The sequence below is a fragment of the Cupriavidus sp. H39 genome, assembly GCF_050271075.1.
Lineage (GTDB): Bacteria > Pseudomonadota > Gammaproteobacteria > Burkholderiales > Burkholderiaceae > Cupriavidus > Cupriavidus necator_B.
Map to the genome: position 1 here is coordinate 143647 of NZ_CP189847.1, position 19306 is coordinate 162952.

At 63.9% G+C, this 19306-nt stretch carries 17 protein-coding genes; 12 read left to right on the forward strand and 5 right to left on the reverse strand.

The genetic code is table 11. The features are described 5' to 3' along the window. Positions 1-72 precede the first annotated feature (72 nt). Complete coding sequence (locus ACOCMH_RS12995) at positions 73-699, reverse strand: tyrosine-type recombinase/integrase (RefSeq protein ID WP_427308620.1); 627 nt, start codon at positions 697-699, stop codon at positions 73-75. Between the two features lie 334 nt (positions 700-1033). Between ACOCMH_RS12995 and ACOCMH_RS13000 the strand changes: the two genes are divergently transcribed. The 10 genes from ACOCMH_RS13000 to ACOCMH_RS13045 all read left to right on the forward strand — a co-directional run bounded on the left by ACOCMH_RS13000 (position 1034) and on the right by ACOCMH_RS13045 (position 11837). After that, positions 1034-3037 (forward strand): AMP-binding protein, encoded by a 2004-nt coding sequence (locus tag ACOCMH_RS13000; RefSeq protein ID WP_427308622.1) that lies wholly within the window; start codon positions 1034-1036, stop codon positions 3035-3037. After that, positions 3037-3825, forward strand: a complete 789-nt coding sequence (locus tag ACOCMH_RS13005; protein ID WP_427308623.1) for an enoyl-CoA hydratase-related protein — start codon at positions 3037-3039, stop codon at positions 3823-3825. Before ACOCMH_RS13000 ends, ACOCMH_RS13005 begins: the two co-directional genes overlap by 1 nt. Positions 3826-4015: 190 nt before the next feature. Continuing rightward, positions 4016-4906, forward strand: a complete 891-nt coding sequence (locus ACOCMH_RS13010; RefSeq protein WP_427308625.1) for an HpcH/HpaI aldolase/citrate lyase family protein — start codon at positions 4016-4018, stop codon at positions 4904-4906. A gap of 20 nt (positions 4907-4926) precedes the next feature. Continuing rightward, a complete protein-coding gene (locus ACOCMH_RS13015; RefSeq protein WP_427308627.1) occupies positions 4927-5382 on the forward strand; it encodes a MaoC family dehydratase in 456 nt (151 codons plus the stop codon). 23 nt (positions 5383-5405) lie between these two features. Then, a complete protein-coding gene (locus ACOCMH_RS13020; protein WP_427308629.1) occupies positions 5406-6599 on the forward strand; it encodes an acyl-CoA dehydrogenase family protein in 1194 nt (397 codons plus the stop codon). Between the two features lie 59 nt (positions 6600-6658). Continuing rightward, the gene (locus ACOCMH_RS13025; protein WP_427308631.1) at positions 6659-7801 is read left to right on the forward strand and encodes a CaiB/BaiF CoA transferase family protein; all 1143 of its coding nucleotides are present in this window, start codon (positions 6659-6661) and stop codon (positions 7799-7801) included. Between the two features lie 54 nt (positions 7802-7855). After that, positions 7856-8428 (forward strand): AraC family transcriptional regulator, encoded by a 573-nt coding sequence (locus ACOCMH_RS13030; protein WP_427308633.1) that lies wholly within the window; start codon positions 7856-7858, stop codon positions 8426-8428. A 69-nt stretch (positions 8429-8497) separates the two neighbouring features. Further along, positions 8498-9682: a CaiB/BaiF CoA transferase family protein gene (locus tag ACOCMH_RS13035; protein WP_427308634.1), complete on the forward strand. Its 1185-nt coding sequence runs from the start codon at positions 8498-8500 to the stop codon at positions 9680-9682. 230 nt (positions 9683-9912) lie between these two features. Next, the gene (locus ACOCMH_RS13040) at positions 9913-10704 is read left to right on the forward strand and encodes an SDR family NAD(P)-dependent oxidoreductase (protein ID WP_427308636.1); all 792 of its coding nucleotides are present in this window, start codon (positions 9913-9915) and stop codon (positions 10702-10704) included. A gap of 113 nt (positions 10705-10817) precedes the next feature. Then, positions 10818-11837: a Bug family tripartite tricarboxylate transporter substrate binding protein gene (locus ACOCMH_RS13045; RefSeq protein WP_427308638.1), complete on the forward strand. Its 1020-nt coding sequence runs from the start codon at positions 10818-10820 to the stop codon at positions 11835-11837. Positions 11838-11878: 41 nt separating this feature from the next. Here the strand turns inward: ACOCMH_RS13045 and ACOCMH_RS13050 are convergent, their stop codons facing one another. From ACOCMH_RS13050 to ACOCMH_RS13065, 4 genes are all read right to left on the reverse strand, one after another. After that, complete coding sequence (locus ACOCMH_RS13050; protein WP_427308640.1) at positions 11879-12829, reverse strand: LysR family transcriptional regulator; 951 nt, start codon at positions 12827-12829, stop codon at positions 11879-11881. 161 nt (positions 12830-12990) lie between these two features. Next, entirely contained in the window at positions 12991-14133 is a 1143-nt protein-coding gene (locus ACOCMH_RS13055; RefSeq protein WP_427308641.1) for a CaiB/BaiF CoA transferase family protein, read from the reverse strand. 16 nt (positions 14134-14149) lie between these two features. Beyond that, on the reverse strand, positions 14150-15475 hold the full coding sequence (locus tag ACOCMH_RS13060) for an acetyl-CoA hydrolase/transferase family protein (protein ID WP_427308643.1): 1326 nt from the start codon (positions 15473-15475) through the stop codon (positions 14150-14152). A gap of 6 nt (positions 15476-15481) precedes the next feature. Beyond that, positions 15482-16558 carry a porin gene (locus tag ACOCMH_RS13065; protein WP_427308645.1) on the reverse strand — a complete coding sequence of 359 codons (1077 nt, stop codon included), beginning with the start codon at positions 16556-16558 and terminating at the stop codon, positions 15482-15484. 815 nt (positions 16559-17373) lie between these two features. On the opposite strand from ACOCMH_RS13065, the gene ACOCMH_RS13070 reads away from it, so the two are divergent. Together ACOCMH_RS13070 and ACOCMH_RS13075 are read left to right on the forward strand one after the other, a co-directional pair. Beyond that, positions 17374-18309, forward strand: coding sequence for an alpha/beta hydrolase (locus ACOCMH_RS13070; RefSeq protein WP_427308646.1), 936 nt, complete (start codon positions 17374-17376; stop codon positions 18307-18309). Positions 18310-18840: 531 nt separating this feature from the next. Further along, complete coding sequence (locus ACOCMH_RS13075) at positions 18841-19281, forward strand: acetyltransferase (protein ID WP_427308648.1); 441 nt, start codon at positions 18841-18843, stop codon at positions 19279-19281. Positions 19282-19306: the final 25 nt, after the last annotated feature.

Below are 19306 nucleotides of genomic sequence, written 5' to 3' on the forward strand. Positions count from 1 at the left end.
CGGCCGCCCGACGGCGTAAGGGTGGCTGGCCGAAACTAGCCGGCAAGCGACTACTTGCCGGCTGCGGGGTTGTCACACTTCAGTTTGCTCCGCCATTTCGAGTGCATCGTCTACTTCGATGCCGAGATATCGAACGGTGCTTTCCAGCTTGGCGTGCCCAAGCAGCAACTGGACGGCGCGCAGATTCTTCGTGCGCCGGTAGATCAACGAGACTTTGGTGCGTCGCATTGTGTGCGTGCCGTACGCCGTATCGTCGAGACCGATGGACGCAACCCAGCGATGTACGATTCGCGAGTACTGTCTGGTCGAGAGATGCGGGGATGAGTGCAGCCGACTTGGAAACAAAAACTCTGGCGCTCTCAATCCACGAGCCTTGATCCAAGCCTCCAAACTCTCACGGGTCGGAGCCGTGATCTCAAACTGTACCGGCCGCTGAGTCTTCTGCTGCAACACGGTAGCCCGGATGGCGACCAGACTACCGTGGCAGACGTCTTGCACGCGGAGTCGTGTGAAATCGCACGCTCGCAGCTTGCTGTCAATCGCGAGGTTGAACATCGCTAGCTCGCGTATGTTTGACGTCATCTGCAGTCGCGTACGTATGGCCCAGACCTCGCTGAGCTTCAACGGCGGCTTTTGTCCGGTGAGTTTGCCCTTGTTCCATGGGACGTGAGTTCGGGGAGGGAAGTATAGCGGTTCCATGACGATCTCCTTTCTACAAAGGGAGATCAAGTCTGCACTTCTCCAGATAGTCGCTGACCGACCCATCAGATACGTTCGATTCCAAAGCGCCGAAAGGCCGTATCCGATGCCAATTCGGCCATTCGCGGGGAAAGCCATCCAGCCAAGGAAGTACGAAGCACAGACACAGCCGGCCGCACGTGCCCCCTTCCGCCGGCCTGCCGCCGAGCTCGCGAGAGGATTCGCGTATTGCGAATCTTCGCTTCGCCAGTGACGCCTTGAGCGCGAGAGGCTCTCTCCACTAGCATCCATTCAAAGCAAACCGAAGCGGTAACAACCAATACGGGAGACATGGATGGAAGCAACGTGGCAAGCCTACGACGTGGCATGGCGCCCCGACCCGGAGGCAGCGAAAGCCAGCTCTCTGGCGGCCTTCATGTGCCGACTTGGCGTCGGCAGTGCTGATCCCAGTGGCTACCAGGCGTTGCTCGATCTGGCGGCCGAGCATCCCGCGACCTTCTGGAATGCGCTGATCCAGCACATGGACCTGCGCTTTTACCAGCCTTACGAGTCAGTGGTCGATACCAGCGAGGGGATCGAGTGGGCAAAGTGGTGCACTGCCGGCACCACCAATGCCGTGCTCAACTGCCTGGATCGCTACCGCGGCACTGCGCGCGATGCGCAGGAAGCAGTGGTGTGGGAAGGCGAGGACGGCAACGTGCGCCGCTGGACCTATGCCGAGCTCGATTCACGGACCAGCCGGCTTGCCGCCGGACTGCGCCAGATTGGCTGCCAGCCCGGCGACGTCATTGGCGTCTACATGCCGATGGTGCCCGAGGCTGCCGCGGCGCTGCTGGCAATCGCCAAGATTGGCGGTGTGGTGCTCCCGCTTTTCTCTGGCTTCGGCGCACATGCTGTCGCCGGCCGACTGCGCGACAGCGGTGCGGTCGCGGTGCTGACGGCAGATGCCAGCACGCGGCGTGGAAAGGCCAGCCCAATGAAGCAGACCGTCGATGTGGCCCGAGCGGAGGTACCGACGCTGAAGCATGTAGTGGTGCTGCGCAACCGGGACGTCGAGGTGGCATGGCAGGAGGGCGTTGATCACTGGTGGCATGAGTTGGCCGAGGGACAGCCCGACGACGCGCCCACTACAGAGATGCCGGCCGAGGCGCCAATGATGCTGATGTACACGTCGGGCACCACTGGCAAGCCCAAGGGTACCGTGCATTCGCACTGTGGCTTCATTGCCAAGCTGGCGCTGGACATGGGACTGTGCGCGGACATGCGCGCCGGTGACCGCATGATGTGGCTGAGCGACATGGGCTGGCTGGTTGGTCCAATGCTGATCTACGGCACCACGTTGCTGGGCGGCACCATCGTCATGGCGGAAGGCGCGCACGATTTTCCGGATCGCGGCCGCTTCTGGCGCTTGATGGAGCAGCATGGCGTCAGCGTGCTTGGCATTGCGCCGACCATTGTGCGCAGCTTCATGTCGGTGGGCGGCGCGGACGTTGAGCGTTATGACTTGTCGTCGCTGCGCGTGGCGCTATCGACCGGCGAGGCTTGGACCGTGGACGCCTGGCGCTGGATGTTCGAGAAAGTGTGCGGCAGCAGCAAGCCCATCATCAACTACTCGGGCGGCACGGAGGTAGGCGGCGGCATCGTTACCGGCACCGTGATCCATCCGCTCAAGCCTTGCGCCTTCGCGGGTCCCGTTCCGGGCATGGGTGCCGATATCGTCGACGAGAACGGCAAGTCGGTGGGTCCGGGCGGTGTTGGGGAGCTGGTGTTGCGTGCACCCTCGATCGGCCTGACCCGTGGCCTGTGGCGCGACCGCGAGCGTTACCTGAGCAGCTACTGGAGCCGACTGCCCGGTACCTGGATGCATGGCGACCGCGCCGCGATCGATGACGACGGCTTCTGGTATGTACTTGGCCGCTCCGATGACACGCTGAAGGTGGCCGGCAAGCGTACTGGGCCATCGGAGATCGAGACGCTGGTGATGGCCACCGGCAAGGTGGCAGAAGTGGCCGCCATTGGCATGCCTGACCCGGTCAAGGGCGAAACCGTCGGGCTTGTGGTAACGCTGATGCCGGGCGTGGCTGCCGATGCGGATACCGAGAGGCTGCTGTCCGCCGCCGTGGTAGCGGGACTGGGCTCGGCCTTCCGTCCGACGGAAATGCTGTTCGTCGACGATCTGCCCAAAACCCGCAACATGAAAATAATGCGCCGTGCCGTGCGCGCGGCCTGCCTGGGCCTGGATGCCGGCGATCTGACGTCGCTGGCCAATCCAGACACGCTCGGCGCCATCGCGCGAGCTGCCGGCGCGCGCGGACTTTCGCAAGCTCAGGAGAAATGATGAAGCAGCCCTACGAGGACATCGACCTGGAAGTCTCCGGGCGTGTCGCAACCATTACGATCAACCGCCCGCAGGTCATGAACGCCATGCGTGCGCAGACCGTCGACGAACTGATCGATGCTATTTCCGCTACAGGCTGGGATCGCGCGATCGGCGTGATCGTGCTGACCGGTGCCGGCGACCGTGCGTTCTGCACCGGTGGCGACCAGAGCGCACACAGCGGCCAGTATGGCGGGCGCGGCTCCATCGGCATGCAGGTCGAAGCGCTGCAATCGGCAATCCGCGACGTGCCTAAGCCGGTCATCGCCCGCGTAAAGGGCTACGCCATTGGTGGTGGCAATGTGCTGGCGACAGTATGCGACCTGACCATCGCCGGTGAGTCGGCGGTGTTTGGGCAGGTCGGGCCGCGCGTGGGCTCGGTCGATCCGGGGTTCGGTACGGCCTATCTCGCTCGAATCGTAGGCGAGAAGAAGGCGCGCGAGATCTGGTACCTGTGCAAGCGCTATCCGGCGCGCGAGGCGCAGGCGATGGGCCTGGTTAATGCCGTGGTACCCGATGACAAGCTGGATGCGGAAGTCGCTGACTGGTGCGCGCGCATCCTGGAGCATAGCCCGTCCGCGCTTGCGATTGCCAAGCGCTCTTTCAATGCCGACAGCGAGAGCATCCGCGGCATCAGTTGGATGGGCATGCAGACGGTGTCTTACATGTACGACACCGAAGAGTCGGGTGAGGGAGTGCGGGCCTTCCTGGAGAAGAGAGCACCGGATTTCCGACGTTACGCGAAATGATCCGATCCCCTGGAGGCCAAACGTCACGCATGTGGCGGCGGTTCCGCTGGATGGTCTGAGCCACGTACAGCGCCGGATCAGCCAGAAATCCGACTTCATTAACTACGCAGTACAGATCCGCATGTTGAATCATCGAATTTAATCTTTAAAACTAACGTTTTTTAGATAGATAAGTAGAGAGGAGAGAAACATGAGTATGGGTGTCATGAAGCCGGTGCGGTCAATGCTGTTCGTACCGGGCAATAAGGCGGATTGGATTGAGAAGGCGGTCACGTCCAATGCGGACGCGCTCATTCTGGACCTGGAAGATAGTGTGCCGCCGGACCTTAAGGTCGAAGCGCGCGGCATCGTGCAATCGAAGCTGGCGTGGCTGGCGCAGCGGGGACAGCGCATCTTCGTGCGTATCAATCGCGGCCCGCACTTGTATGACTTCGACGACATCGTCTCTGTGGTCGGCCAGCATGTAGAGGGCATCGTGGTCTCGAAACCTTGTGGGCCGGAGGATGTGGACTGTGTGTCGATGATGTTGTCCGAGGCGGAGTACCGCAACGGCGTGAGACTTGGTTCGACGCGCGTCATTCCGCTGCTGGAAACGGCGCGCGCGCTGGAGCTAGCCTATGAGATTGCCACGCGTGAACGCGTCGGGGCCATTGTCGGTGCCACAGCCAAGAACGCGGATGTGGCGCGCGCTCTGGGCTATGTCTGGACCCCGGACGGTCGCGAAAGCCTCTACTTCAAGTCCCGTGCAGTGATGGCAGCGCGTGCCGCCGGCAAGCTGGCCATCGGTGGTGTGTGGCAGCAAGTGCGCGATCTTGAAGGCCTGCGCAAATCGTCGTTGCTGGACCGAAATCTGGGGATGACCGGCGAGCTGGCGCTCCATCCGTCGAATGTCGCCACGATCAACGAGGTCTACAGCCCCTCACCGGAACAGGTGACCTATTACGAAGGCATGATCGCCGCCCTTGACGAGGCGCAGGCCAATGGACGTGCCTCGACCATCTACGACGGCGAACACATCGACATCGCCCACGTCAGGACCGCGCACGAAATCGTCGCGCTCGCCAAGTCTTTCAACGCCTGATTCCCCAAGGAGAGAACAAAGTGGCTGGAATGTATTTTGAGGATTGCCGTGAAGGACTGGTGGTCGAACATGCCATTCGCCGCACCGTGACGGAGACGGACAACGTGCTGTTCTCCGCGCTGACCTACAACTGCGCACCGCTGCATATCGACGCTGAGTACAGCAAGGACTCGATCTATGGCCAGCGCCTCGTGAACAGCATGTTCCTGCTGGCGCTGGTGGCCGGCGTGACTGTCTACGAGACGACACTGGGCACCACGTTGGGCAACCTGGGCTTCCAGGAAATCAAGTTTCCTAAGCCGACGTTCCATGGCGACACCATTCGCGTACGTACCGAGATTGTCAGCGCCCGCTTGTCCAAGAGCCGCACTGATTCCGGCATCGTTACCTTCCGCCACGTCGGTCTGAATCAGCGCGACGAAGAAATTTGTGTGGCCGTGCGCACCGGCCTGATGAAGCTGCGCCCGCAGCAATAAATATGCAATTCCGGAGACTGAACATGACAGAGCTTCTTTCCGCATCCTACGCCGCGCAACTGCAACGCGAACAGGAATTGGGCGAGGTCCGCGACGCGGCCCGCACGCTGGCGAACAAGTTCCCGTTGTCGTACTGGCGCGAGTGCGATAAGGACGGGAGCTATCCCTGGGACTTCGTGAAGGCGTTCGCCGGCGCCGGCTGGATGGGCATCATGATGCCCGAGGAGTATGGCGGCATGGGGCTTGGGCTCACCGAGGCGGCGGTGATGCTGCAGGAGATCGCTGCTTCGGGTGCCGGCATGAGCGGCGCGTCGGCTATTCATTTCTACGTCTTTCCGCCGGCGCCAATCCTACGCCACGGATCGGAAGAGATGAAGAAGCGCTACCTCCCGGCGCTGGCGCGCGGCGAGATGCTGATGGCGTTCGGCGTGACGGAGCCCACGTCGGGGGTGGATACCTCGCGCATCCGCACCCGTGCCGAGAAGAAAGGCGACCGCTGGGTCATCAATGGCCAGAAGGTCTGGAGCACCAACGCGCAGAACGCCACCAAGTACCTGATTCTCGCCCGCACCTCGCCGCGCGACGAAAAGCGCCCGCTCGACGGCATGTCGCTGTTCTTCGCCGACATGAACCGCAAGCACTGCGACGTGCGCGTGATCGACAAGCTGGGCCGCGCTGCGGTGGACTCCAACGAAGTCTTCATCGACGGCCTCGAAGTGCCCGAAGAGGACGTGGTTGGCGAAGTCGGAAAGGGCTTTTACTACTTGCTCGATGGGCTGAATCCGGAACGGATCGTGGTAGCCATGGAGGGCGTGGGCATTGGCCGTGCGGCACTCGGCCTTGCCGTCAATTATGCCAACGAACGCGTGATCTTCGACCGTCCCATCGGCAAGAACCAGGCCGTGGCCCATCCGCTTGCTGAGTGCTGGATGCGCCTGACCGCGGCCGAGGCGGTCGCGCTGAAGGCCGCCGAGCTGTACGACAATCGCCAGCCCTGTGGCGCCGAAGCCAACACCGCAAAGTACCTCGGTGCCGAAGCCGGCTTCCTCGCGTGCGACCAGGCGATGCAGACACACGGCGGCTACGCCTACGCCAAGGAATATCACGTCGAGCGGCTGTGGCGCGAGGTGCGACTGCTGCGCCTCGCGCCGATCTCGCAGGAGATGGTCTGCAACTTCATCTCGACCAAGGTGCTGGGCTTGCCTAAGTCGTACTGAGGCGTAATGAAGTCAGGCGTCTTGCTACGGCGCCGCTTACACAACAGGAGGAAACTGCCTTGGGACCGCTAGAGGGTGTGCGGATCGTTGAACTCGCAGGAATCGGGCCTGCCCCGTTCTGTGCCATGTTGCTGGCCGACCTTGGTGCGACCGTGATCCGGGTCGATCGCAAGGTGCCGTCCGGGCTGGGCCTCTCCCGGCCGCTGCAGTTCGATCTCGTGCTGCGTAACCGAAAATCCATCCGTGTCGACCTGAAGGACACGACCGGACTCGAGATGGTCTGTTCGCTGATAGACAAGGCCGATGCGCTGATCGAGGGATTTCGCCCGGGTGTCACGGAGCGCCTCGGCCTGGGTCCCGACACCTGCCTTTCCCGGAACCCAAGGCTCGTCTACGGCCGTCTGACGGGATGGGGGCAGGACGGTCCGCTGGCGCAGGCGGCCGGTCACGACATCAACTACATCGCCATCACGGGACTGCTGAGCGCGATCGGTCGTAAGGGGGAGCCGCCCACAGTACCGCTCAATGTCGTGGGCGATTATGCCGGCGGATCGGTGTATGCCGCGCTCGGTATCGTCAGTGCCATTCTGGAGGCGCGGTCTTCCGGGAAGGGGCAGGTGGTCGATGCGGCGATCGTCGATGGCGTGGCATCTCTTCTGACGATTCACGCGGGGCTCCGCGCGGCCGGGCTGACAGGGCCGGAGCGGGGCACCAATTTGCTGGATTCCGGCGCGCCGTTCTACGACGTCTACGCTTGCGCCGACGGGGAGTACATCTCGATCGGTCCGATAGAGCCGAAGTTCTACCGGCAATTGCTGGAGCTTATTGGATTGGATGCCCCCGAACTGGCCAACCCCTCGGACCGTGCAAGCTGGCCTGCCGCGCGACGGCTGTTTGCCGACCATTTCGTGACCCGGACACGCGCTGAATGGAGGGGACTCCTGGAAGGCAGCGATGCCTGCTTTGCGCCCGTGCTGGACCTGGATGAGGCTTGCGAGCACCCGCACTTGAAAGCCCGCCGCACCATGGTCGAGATCGCGGGCGTCAAGCAACCTTCGCCCGCCCCGCGCTTTTCGCGCACTCCCGCTACTGACCCAAAACCCCCAGCCGCGGCCACGGCGGAAAACGCCGCCGCTGCGCTAGCCGAATGGTTCCCGGAAGAGGAACTCGCTGCCCTGGTGGCAGCCGGCCTGGTTCAATAGGCGCGATGGTGCGCTAACTGTTTTCCTACAATGCGCGTCCACCTGCAATCAAGAATGCACGTCAGCCTGCAGCGGTTATTGCCGGCGTTCCCACTTTCCGTGGCGGGCATACAGGGGAGACAGATCGTCAAGCGGCGCGGGTATGAGCGTCTGCTGACACCGGGGCAGGAGATCACTATCGAGCCATTCGACAGCATCGACCTGTCCCTGGACGGGACTCCAGCGCAACCTTCGGCTTGTGTCCTGTTGATTCATGCCGCAGGGACGGTAGCGCTGTCGACCTCTCTGCACCAACGCATCTGCGAGCGTGTTTTCCTGCAGCCCCAGAACGCATGGAGCGCAGCATTCATTGCTGGGCGATGGAAGATGTCAACCGCCCAGTTGCGCCGCATGCTCTTTTCGCAAGGAACTGCGCTCACCGACCTTTGCCGAACGCAACGGTTGATGAGGGCGCTGTTCTGGGCGATGGCAAGCGACATAGCGCTCTGCGATCTGGCGCGCCTTGCCGGCTGGCCTCCAAACGGCGACCTGCGTTCTGCTTTCTATGATCGCTTCGGTTTGACAATCGAGGCTGCCAGACGGCTGGCGAACCACCAATCACCGGAGCGCCGTCAATCGGCGGCCTGAGGCCAACGATCAATTCGATCAGTCGTCGTCCCAGACAACGGGTCAATCTGTGAAGAGAAGGCTAACGAGATGTCCAAGGTTCTTGAAGGTATCCGCGTCCTCGATTTCGGACGCTTCATTGCCGGCCCCTTCTGCGCCGCACTGCTGGCAGACTATGGGGCCGACGTCATTCGCATCGACCGGGTGGGTGGCAGCGAAGACCGCTTTATCGTGCCTGTCACCGACACAGGAGAAGGAGCGCTGTTCCTGCAGTGCAACCGCAACAAGCGATCGATCACACTGGATATCGCCAGCAAGGAGGGGCGAGAGGTTGTGCACCGGCTGGTCAAGACCGCCGATGTGGTCGTGGCCAACATGCCGCCAAAGACGCTGACCGTCCTGGGTCTGGACTACCCCGCGCTGAGCGCTATCAATCCCGGCATCATTCTTACCGCTTCGACAGCCTTCGGTTCGCATGAGGGGGCGGGCCACCGCGTCGGCTTCGATGGTACGGGGCAGGCGATGAGCGGCGCGATCCATCTGTCCGGTACGCCTGACAAGCCAACCAAGGCGATGGTGCCGGTGGTCGATTTTTCCACCGCGTTGTCGTGCGCACTCGGTACCGTGATGGCGCTTTATGAACGGCGTATCAGCGGGCTCGGCCAGTGTGTCGAGGCGTCGCTGCTGCAGACTGCGTTGAATCTGTCGAGCGGCGCGCTGATCGAGGAAGCGGCGCTGGGCGTCAACCGGCAGGCAATCGGCAACCGCAGTCCCTCCTACGGACCGTCGGACATTTTCCGCGTGACCGACGGCTGGATCATTGCGCAGGTGATTGGTCAGCCCCTGTTCCGACGGTGGGCCGCCCTGGTCGGTGCGCCGGGACTGGTGGATGATCCGCGCTTCAGCGACGATCTCTGCCGCGGCGAGCAGGGAGGGTTCCTGAGCGAACTCATGGGCAAGTGGTGCGCCAGCCGCACCCGCGCCGACGCGCTGGGAGAACTGGAGCGGGCGAAGATCCCCGCGGCGCCGATCTACTCCCCGCGCGAGGCACTAGACGATGAATCGATCCGGGAGTCCGGCGCATACATTTGGCTCGATTACCCCGGACTGCCGCGCCAGGCCCCAATCGTGGCGCCGCCAGCAATGCTGTCGCGCACGCCACCCGATGTCGCGCGCCGACCGCCCACGGTTGGCGAACACTCCGACGAAGTGCTGGCCGAAGTGGGTTATGACCCCGAACAGGTTCAAGCGCTGCGTCGAGCTGGCATTGTTTGAATGCGTAGCGGCGTGGGCCACCGCCGGGCGGGGCACGCCAGTGAGCGGGGAGGGGGCGACATCGGTCACGGCTGTGCCGCACGAAGCGCCCTCGGCGTTCACGCAGCGGTTCGCCATACACGAATCCCGTCCTTCTTCAGTCGCAAATTGCAACGCCGCACCCGCGCTCCTAGAGTTGCGGTGAAGCCCGCCCGGGCTTGAGCATCGAATCGAAGACACAGGAGAGGCAATTGCAATCCACGGAATACATGAATCTGAAGAACAAGGTGGCACTCGTCACGGGATCGTCGGGAGGGCTGGGCCTGCGCGTGGCACAGAAACTTGCGGCCAGCGGCGCGACTGTCGTGATCAACAGCCGCTCGGCGGAAAATGCCGGCAAGGCGGCGGCGGAGCTGCGCGGGATTTCGGAGGCGGTCAGCATCGCCGTGGGGGACTGCGGTGACTACGAACAGGCGGCCAGCGTGGCACGACAGGCAGCGGAAGCCCACGGCGGCATCGACATTCTCGTCAGCGCCGGCGCACAGGGCGCGATCCGCCCCATGCCGTTCGCCGAGATGTCGGGGGCGGAGCTCGTCACCGCGTTCGAATCGCGGTTCTTTGCGCGCATCTTCCCCGTGCACGCCGCGCTGCCATATCTCCGCGAGCGTGGCGGGTCCGTGGTCATGGTTGGGACCGATGCCGGCCGGCATCCGACCCCGGGCGAATCCATCGTCGGCGCGGCGGGGGCGGGCGTGATCCTGATCACCAAGGCGCTGGCCAAGGAGTTTTCGCGCTGGAGCATCCGCGTCAATAGCGTCGCGCTGACGCTGACTTCCGACACGCCATCTTGGGACCGCATCTTTGCGGAGGAGCACTTCCAGAAGCGGCTCTTTTCCAAGCTCGTGGAGCGCTTCCCGTCCGGCCGTCCACCGACCGCCGAGGAAGTGGCCCGGGTGGTCGTGTTCCTGGCGTCGGATGAGGCGGCGCAGGTCACGGGACAGACCATCAGCGTGAACGGCGGGCTGTCGTTCGGCGGCTGGTGAGGGCACTGCAGCACGAAGCCACCGCGACGACGAACACCGCACAACGATAGCGGCAACCGTAATCACAACGACAACCACAGGCGCCGGCACACGGTGCCCACAGGAGACCTTCGATGACTTTCCGCCTGCTACACACGCCCGGCCGCATGCTTTCTGGCCTATCCCGCCTCGCCGGCCCGCTAATGGGCCTTCTGATCGGCCTCGGCCCCGCCTTGACGACGCACGCGGGCACGGCCGTAAACCTGTATCCCAACAAGCCCATCCAGCTCGTGATTCCCAATGTGGCCGGAGGCGCCGTGGACGTCTCGGCCCGCGCCCTCCTGCCGCGCATGTCGGCGTTGCTGGGCCAACCCATCGTGCCGGACAACCGGCCCGGCGCGGGCGGGCATCTCGGCAATGCCATCGCCGCGCGGTCGAGTCCCACGGGCTACACGATCCTCGCCTGTTCGGGCAGCGTGCTGCTGTCGGGCGTGTATCGCAATCTGACGTACAACCCCATCGCCGACTTCACCCCCATTGGCATGTTCGCCACAGGAGCCTTCCTGCTGGTGGTGCCGGCGAGTTCACGCTTCCATACCGTCGCCGATCTCGTCGCCTTCGCCAAGGCCAATCCTGGCAAGCTGAACTATGCGTCAACGGGCACGGGCAACTCCTCCCACATCGCCGGAGAAATGCTGAATATGTTGGCTGGCGTTTCCACCACGCACGTCCCATACAAAGGCAGCGCGCCCGCCTTGACCGACGTCATCGCCGGGCAGGTTGACTTCCTTTTCGACAACAAGGCGTCGTCGTTGCCGCAGGTGCGCGCCGGCAAGTTGCGCGCGCTAGCGGTCACGTCGGCCGAGCGCATGCCCGAACTGCCGAATGTGCCGACGGTCGGCGAGACGCTGCACGGCTACCAGATGGAAGGATGGATCGGCCTGTTCGCGCCGGCCGGCACCGACCCGGCCATCGTCGGCAAGTTGAGCGACAGTCTCAGGAAGTCGCTGTCCGACCCTGCCGTTGCGGCAAAGGTGGCCGAGCTGGTGGGCGATGCGCGGTACATGCCCCCCACGGCCCTTGCGCGCTTCATGCGCGAGGACCAGGCGCGGTTGCAGAAAGTGGTGAAGGCCGCCGACATCTCTGTGCAGTAAGCTGACGCGCCGCCGGCGAACGTGTCGTGCGGCAGTACGTTCTACGCCTGGGCAGCGGCTTTGTGATGCCCCGTGAGCTGGTGGATGAAGGCCATGCAGGCAGGCCCTAGAGACTTGCCGCGCAGCATGCCGACGCGATGGCTGCGCATGGCCCATTCGCCGTCCAGCGGCACGCTGCACACCGGGCCGGTACCCATCTGGCCGTGGTCCTCCGGCGACAGCATCGACTCAGGCTGGATCGTCACCCCAAGCCCGGCCGCGACCATGCTGCGCGCGGCTTCCACCGTATTGACATTGAATTTCGAGTGGACTTCGCGTCCAAGCGCTGCGGCCGCGCGGCGCAGGTTCGGCAGCAGCGTGGTGCCAGCCGGGCTGACGATGTCCGCCTCCAGCAATTCTTCCAGCGTGAGTTCCTCTCGCCCGCACCAGTAGTGGCCACGGGGCACCACGGCCACCAGCCGGTCACGGCCGCACTCGAAGCTTTCGATGCCTTCCGTGGGCAGGTCCGGTGAAGCGACGAACACGGCGAGATCTACTTCTCCCAGATTCAGTGCGCGCACAGCGCCGGCGTTGTTGTCCTCGCGCAGGTCCACCTGCGCCTGCGGATAGGACTGCAGGAACTCCGCCACTTCGCGTGCGAGAAAATGCACGATCAGCAGGCGCGGCGCGCACACGCCGATATGCCCGCGCACACCCTCGGCGAACTCGCCGATCTCGCGGCGCATGGCCTCCAGGTTGTTCAGCATCATGCGGATGTGCCGCGCCAGCACCTCGCCGGCGGGGCTCGGCACCACGCCCTTCGGATTGCGCTCGAACAGCTTGAGGCCCGCGAGATCCTCCAGGTCCTGGATGCGCTTGGTGGCGGCGGAAGGCGCGATGTGCTCGCGCGCGGCGGCCCGCCCGATCTGGCCTTCCTCTACTGCGCTGAGGAATAGCTTGAGGGTGAATAGGTCTACCCGGCGGACCAGCGCCTGGAAGCTGAGGCCGTTCATCGCCTGTCCTGGTGAATGTCTCGTGACGCGGGAATTGATGCCACGCTAGCACGAGTCATATAGTGGGTCAATGTGGCGCATGACATACATGTCGCGGCGGCCGCCAAATGAATACGGCATCCATTGCGGATGCCGGGAAAGTGAAGCTGCAAGACCGCGTGTCAGGCGTCGCGGGCCTGCAGTTCGGCGAGAATGGCGTCGCGATGTTCGTCCAGCACGGGTGGGGGGCGCACGGCGCTGGGCCGCTCGCCGTCGTAGCTCACCGGACTACGCACGGTGCGGAACGTCCCCATCTGCGGATGCTCGGCCGACACCAGCAGCCCGAGGTGGCGCGCCTGCGGGTCTTCCAGCGCCTCGCTGGCGTCGTAGACCGGCGCGTGCGGCACATCGCGCGCCTCCAGCAGCGCGCACCACGCCTCGCGCGACCGGCTCCGGAAGATGGGCGCCAGCAGCTCGATCAACGCCTCCTGGTTGGCGATGCGCTGGTCGCGGCTGGCGAAGCGTGGATCGTGCAACAGGCCAGGCTGGCCGATGGCGTCGGCAAGCGCCTGCCAGAACTTTTCAGGCGATGACATGTGCAGCGCCACCCGCTTTCCGTCGGCGCATGCCAGCACGTACGACTGCGACACGCTCGCTCGCGTAAACGGTCCCGGCACCTGCTCCCCTTGGTAGAACTGCGTGAACGCGTCGACATTAAAGTGCGTCATGGCCTCCAGCATCGACAGTTCCACTTTGCGTCCGACGCCGGTGCGCGCGCGCTCTACCAGCGCTCCGAGGATGCCATAGGCCGCGTAGAAGCCGGTAACGGCATCTGCCAGCGCCGGGCCCACCACGCGCGGGTTGTCCGGATGAACCAGCAGGCTCAGGAAGCCGCTGGCGGCTTGCGCCACGTTGTCGTAGGCGGGCCGCCCCGCCGCTGGCCCGGTCGCGCCGAAGCCGCTGATCGAGCAATAGACGAGGCCGGGGTTGATGGAACGCAAGCGTGCCTCGCCGGCATTCAGCCGTTCCGCCACGCCGGGCCGGAAGTTCTGGATGTAGACGTCGGCCGAGCGCACCAGCGCGTCGAAGGCTTCAAGGTCGTCCGGCTTCCTCGCGTCCAGCGTCATGCTGCGCTTGTTCCGGTTGTATGCCTGGAAGTGTGGTGCGTAGTAGCTGCCCTGGTAGGCGCGGAAAGGGTCTCCGCTGCCAGGCTGCTCGATCTTGATGACGTCGGCGCCCAGGTCGCCCAGCAGCATGCCGGCGGCCGGGCCCGTGATGAACGTCCCCTGTTCCAGGACGCGAATGCCCTGTAACACATTTGCCATGAAAGGTCTCCTGCTGCTATGCGTTGGTGGCGGCCGCCGGCATCGTGCCGGCATGGCGGCCCTTGCCCGCCGCCATGCCGTGCGCGGCGCGGCCCAGTTCTTCCCGAAAGCGGGGATGGGCGATGGCGATCATGGCCTCGGCGCGTTCGCGCAGGCCCTTGCCCCGCAGTTCTGCCACGCCCCATTCGGTGACAACTACGTCGACGTCGCTACGCGGCGTGGTGACCACTCCGTCCGCCAGCAGCGGCACGATGCGGCTGATGGTTCCTCCTGCTGCCGACGACGGCAACAGCATGACCGACCGCCCGCCGCGTGACTGGTTGGCGCCGCGCACGAAGTCGAGCTGTCCGCCGACGGCGCCGATATAGCGCCCGTTCAGGCTCTCGGCATTCACCTGCCCACCCAGATCGACCTCAATGGCGCCATTCAGCGCGATGAAGTTGGGCAGTGCACGCAGGGCGCCCACGTCATGTGTCTCGGCGGCCGGGGCGAGGCGGATGGCCGGGTTGCAGTGGGCGAAGTCCAGCAGCGCGCGGCTGCCCATCAACAGCCCCGCCACGCTGGTGCCCCTGTCCACCGGCTTCGCGGCATTGGTAACCACGCCCGCCTGCATCAGATCGGCCACGCCGTCGCCGATCACACCGGAGTGGATGCCGATGTCGCGATGGCCGCGCAGCGCCTGCAGCACCAGTTCCGGCAGCGTGCCGATGCCCAGTTCCAGCGTCGCGCCGTCGGGAATTAACCCGCTTACCCAACGCGCGATCTCGCATTCCTCGAAGGAGGCCTCGTCGAGGCTGCGCCTGGGCAGCGTCAGTGGCTCGCGGCCAGTGCGCACCACGATGTGCGGGCGCACGTCGGGCGGCAACTCTGCGCCGAACACCCAGGGCACGCGGTCGCTGACTTCGGCAATCACCAGCCGGGCGCGGCGAGCGGCGTCGACGATGTAGTCGTGAGTCAGCCCAAGGTTGAAGCCGCCGGCGGCATCCGGCTCCGAGCAGGTGAGCAGCACGACGTCGGCAGCCAGCATGCCCCGGGCGAACAGGTGGGGCAGGTCGGAGTAATGGGCGGGCACGATGTCGAGCACCCCGGCCGCATGCAGCGCCGCGTTGGCGCCGGTTCCGCAATAGCTCTGGAAGCGGACGGTGTCACCGTGGCCTGGCTTGAAGGTGTCGGAGAACGTGGGGCCGATCACCATCCGGAACGGCCCGATCTGCGCGCGTTGCGCCATCAGGCTGCGGGTCAGTGCCACCGGCTCGGCGAGCCCCTGGCTGCAGACCACGCTGTCGCCAGGGCGCACCAGCGCGGGGAAATCCAGGACGTCGGGGTTGTCGATCTCGATCATGGGACCTCAGAACTTGTGGCGGATGCTCAGCGACACCCCGGTCTGGTTCTCGCCCGGCTTGATAGTGCTGCCGAATCCGTTCAGGCCGAGGTTGGAGTCATCCTTGTTGTGCACGTAGCCCACAGTCAGGAAGGCGTCGGTGCGCTTGGAAAACGCGTAGTTGGCGGAGGCGACCAATTCCCACGGGTCCTGGCCATTGCGGCGGTTATTGAAGACGTAGCCAGCGCCTGTCAGCGTGAGTGCGGGGGTGGCCTGATAGCGATAGCCGAGCCAGAACAGGTCGTTGCGGCGCGCGCCGCCAATGTCGCCGTTGAACCAGCGGTAGCCAGCGAGGATCGTAGAGCTGCCGAAAGCAAAATTGGCCGCGGCGGCGATGCGGCGGTCGGTTTGGGCTGAGTTCTGGCCCGCGATGTCGCGCGTGCCTTGCTGCTGGTCGTAAATGACGGTGGCGCCGAATGGGCCGCTGGCGTACTCCAGCCCGCCGCCCAGCGCACGATCACTCTTCAGGTCGCCCGGCGTCTCTCCTGCGATGCTGGAGACGCCGGCGGTTGTCACCGACGTGCCGCGCGCGAAGCTGTAGAACGCCGTGGCCGTCACCGGCCCGAACTTGCCGGTGTACTTGGCCGTGTTGTCGTTGCGGCCCACCAGCGTGGGGTCGAGGCCGAGGGCGGAATAGCGCGCGGCCAGTACCATTGGCTCGTAGTTGATCAACAGGTCATAGAGCGTGTTCTGCTGCCGGCCGAGCGTGAGGCGGCCCCAGGCGTGCTCTAAGCCGACGAACGCCTGCCGTCCGAACAGTCGCCCGGCCTGGCCCATCACGCCGGTGTCGAGGTCGAAGCCGCTTTCCAGCACGAAGATCCCCTTGAGGCCTCCCCCGAAATCTTCCGTGCCGCGCAGCCCCCAGCGCGAGCCAGAGACGTTGCCCGCGCTCATCCGCGTTAGGGTGTTGCCATTTGCGTTGGTTTGGTTCAGAAACTCCAGACCGATGTCGGCCACGCCGTAGAGCGTGACTGACGACTGCGCGGCGGCGAACGGCGCCGCCGCCAGTGCGAGCAGGGCGCTCGCGTAGTGCTTGTTTTTCATGGTCTCCTCCGTGTCGTTGTCGTTGCGCGTAGTGTTGTTTTCAGTGCGACAACGGGAATTTCCCCGGCAGCGTGCAGGTCGCTACGCGGACCTTGCCGAGATGCCGTTCCTGCGCAAGCCGAGCGGCGTATGAGGGGGAAAGGGTTGCGGTCAAACGATGTCTCCGGTTGGTATGGCAAAGCGGCTCCCTCCCGGCCATTGCGTGACGGCGGGATGGTGCGTGGTGCGTGGCGGATGTCTGGTGGCGCCTTCTGGGGCAGGGTCCGCGCTAATTCCAATAGCGGGCGCGGTCCGGCGGAGGCTCTTCGACTAGGGCGTGCACGCCTATGCGCGATTCGTGCGGTGCTGTGCAGGCAAAAATGCCCGTTCGACGAATGCCGCGGATGCCATCGCTGTCTCCATGTTCTGTATGGATCAGATGCTAGTGAATGGGGCACTTCCCATTCAAGTGGCAACTGGCGAAGCAGGCGCTTCGCGTCGCGCGAAGCGGGTGCAAAGCCAGTTCGCGCCGCCCCACCTTCACGATGCTCACGGTCAACGCCGAGAGGCATCCCGCAATGCATGCGCTGCGCTCATTGGGCGAAAGCAACGCGCGCCAAAGGATTGGCTAGCGCACTAGCCAAGGGCTGTCCGAATGCGGCTACAACGCCAGGCAGATCGCCGTACTGCCCTGCGCGGCGTCGTCAAGGGCAACTCACGCGGCAGGTTCGCGTAACGCGAAGTCGTGCTTCACGAGTCGCTACTTGCTGTGGACTGGCCGGGACGCCTAGCATGAATGCTGAATTGACCCGGTCAGGCCGGAAGGGAAGCCAACTATGACATCAAGCACGATCCGACACGTCACATACCGCAATCTTGGTTGGGACTCCGCGGCCGACATCTACCTGCCGCCGGACTTCGACGAAAAGCGGCACTACCCTGCCATCGTGAGCACGCACCCGATCGGTAGTTGCAAGGAGCAGACTTCGGGGGCCGTTTACGCGGCGGCGCTGGCGAAGGAAGGGTTCGTCGTCATCGCATTCGACGCAAGCTTCCAGGGGGCCAGCGGCGGATCGCCCCGGTTCATCGAGGATCCGGCGATCCGCGTGTCGGACATTCGCTTCGCCATCGATTACCTGGTCACGCTGCCATACGTCGACGAGAATCGGATCGGGGCGCTCGGTGTCTGCGGCGGGGGTGCCTATACCATCCAGGCTGCGATGACCGATCGTCGGATCAAAGCGTTGGTCTCGATCACGGGCGTCAACTTCGGCCGGTTGATCCGCGAGAGCTTCAGCAACTTCGACCCCGTTAGCGCGATGGAGGAAATGGGCAGGCAGCGGACGGCGGAAGCCAGGGGCGCGGCGCGGAACGTCATCAACTACCTGCCAGATTCGGTGGAGTGCGGCCGGAAGGCCGGCATGACCGATATCGACGTGCTCGAAGCCACCGAGTACTACAAGACTCCGCGCGGCCAGACGCCCAATGGTGCTACCAGTGGCTTGTATTCCTTCAACAGTGCCGCCATGGGTTGGGATGCGTTCCTGCACGCGGAGGTGTTGCTGACGCAGCCGCTGATGGTAGTGGTCGGCGACAAGCCGGGGGGCTTTGGCGCCTATCGCGACGGTTGGGAGATCTACGGCAGGGCGGCGTCGAAGGACAAGCATATCGTGGTGGCCGAGGGATGGTCGCACTACGACCTGTATGACAAGCCCGGAGCTGTGACACTGGCGCTAGGCAATGCCGTGCCGTTTTTCGGGGAACGCCTGTAGGGACTGTTCCGGTACGGCTTGCGCCTCAATCAGTTCGCAGATCAGATCACCGAAAGGTTGAACGTTGTTGAACGAGCTGGCCTGCTCAAGTGCTTTCAGGTACTCCGGACGCGCCTGGATCGTGACGATCGTCCACGGATAACCGCCTGACAGAGGGACTGGAGATTATCGACCCGACCGGCAGCTCGATCGCCTCACCAGATTTGGCATAACTCGGTGCTCATGGAAAGCGTCGATGCGTCAGGCAGGTATTCCTCGAACTCGAGATGCGTCGCCACGCAGCCGGCGCTCTGCACGCGTGGCAGGAGGCGCTTCTCCGGGCCACCTTGTGGCGGGTGTCCAAGGAACTGCAGACATTTGAGTGTCCAAACTATTCGATAAGCGAATGCCTGCTCCTGGCCAGCATCGGGCGTCGGGCTCTTTCTTCTTGGCGCCAGATGCAGCTACCGACCCGTTGCGGTCATTCTGGCGACAGGTCGAGGCTCTGAACCAGATTCAGCCTCCAAGCTTCGCAGTGCTTATGATCAAACAATGGTTACTATTCGAAATTCCCGTCCCGAGGAAGGCGCTCGCGCCTTTGAAATTTGGCGCCGTGCAGTTGACGCTACACATGATTTCCTGTCCCCCGAGGACCGCAAAGCCATTGATGATTTGGTCTGTGACTTCCTCCCGAAAGCTCCACTCTGGTTGGCAGTGGATGCCAATGATTACGCCCTGGCATTCATGCTCATCGACAACGGCCACATGGAGGCACTGTTCGTTGATCCAGCCTGCAGAGGGACTGGCATTGGTGCAGCCCTAGTCCGTCATGGCCTGAAGCTTCACCCCAAAATGACAACCGATGTCAATGAGCAGAACGGTCAAGCCGTTGGCTTCTACGAAAAAATGAGTTTCAAACGGACGGGCCGCTCTCCACTGGATGGACAGGGAAGACCATATCCACTCATTCACTTGGAGTACATCGGCGTCTAAGTGTATGCTCATGGCCGAAGGCAGC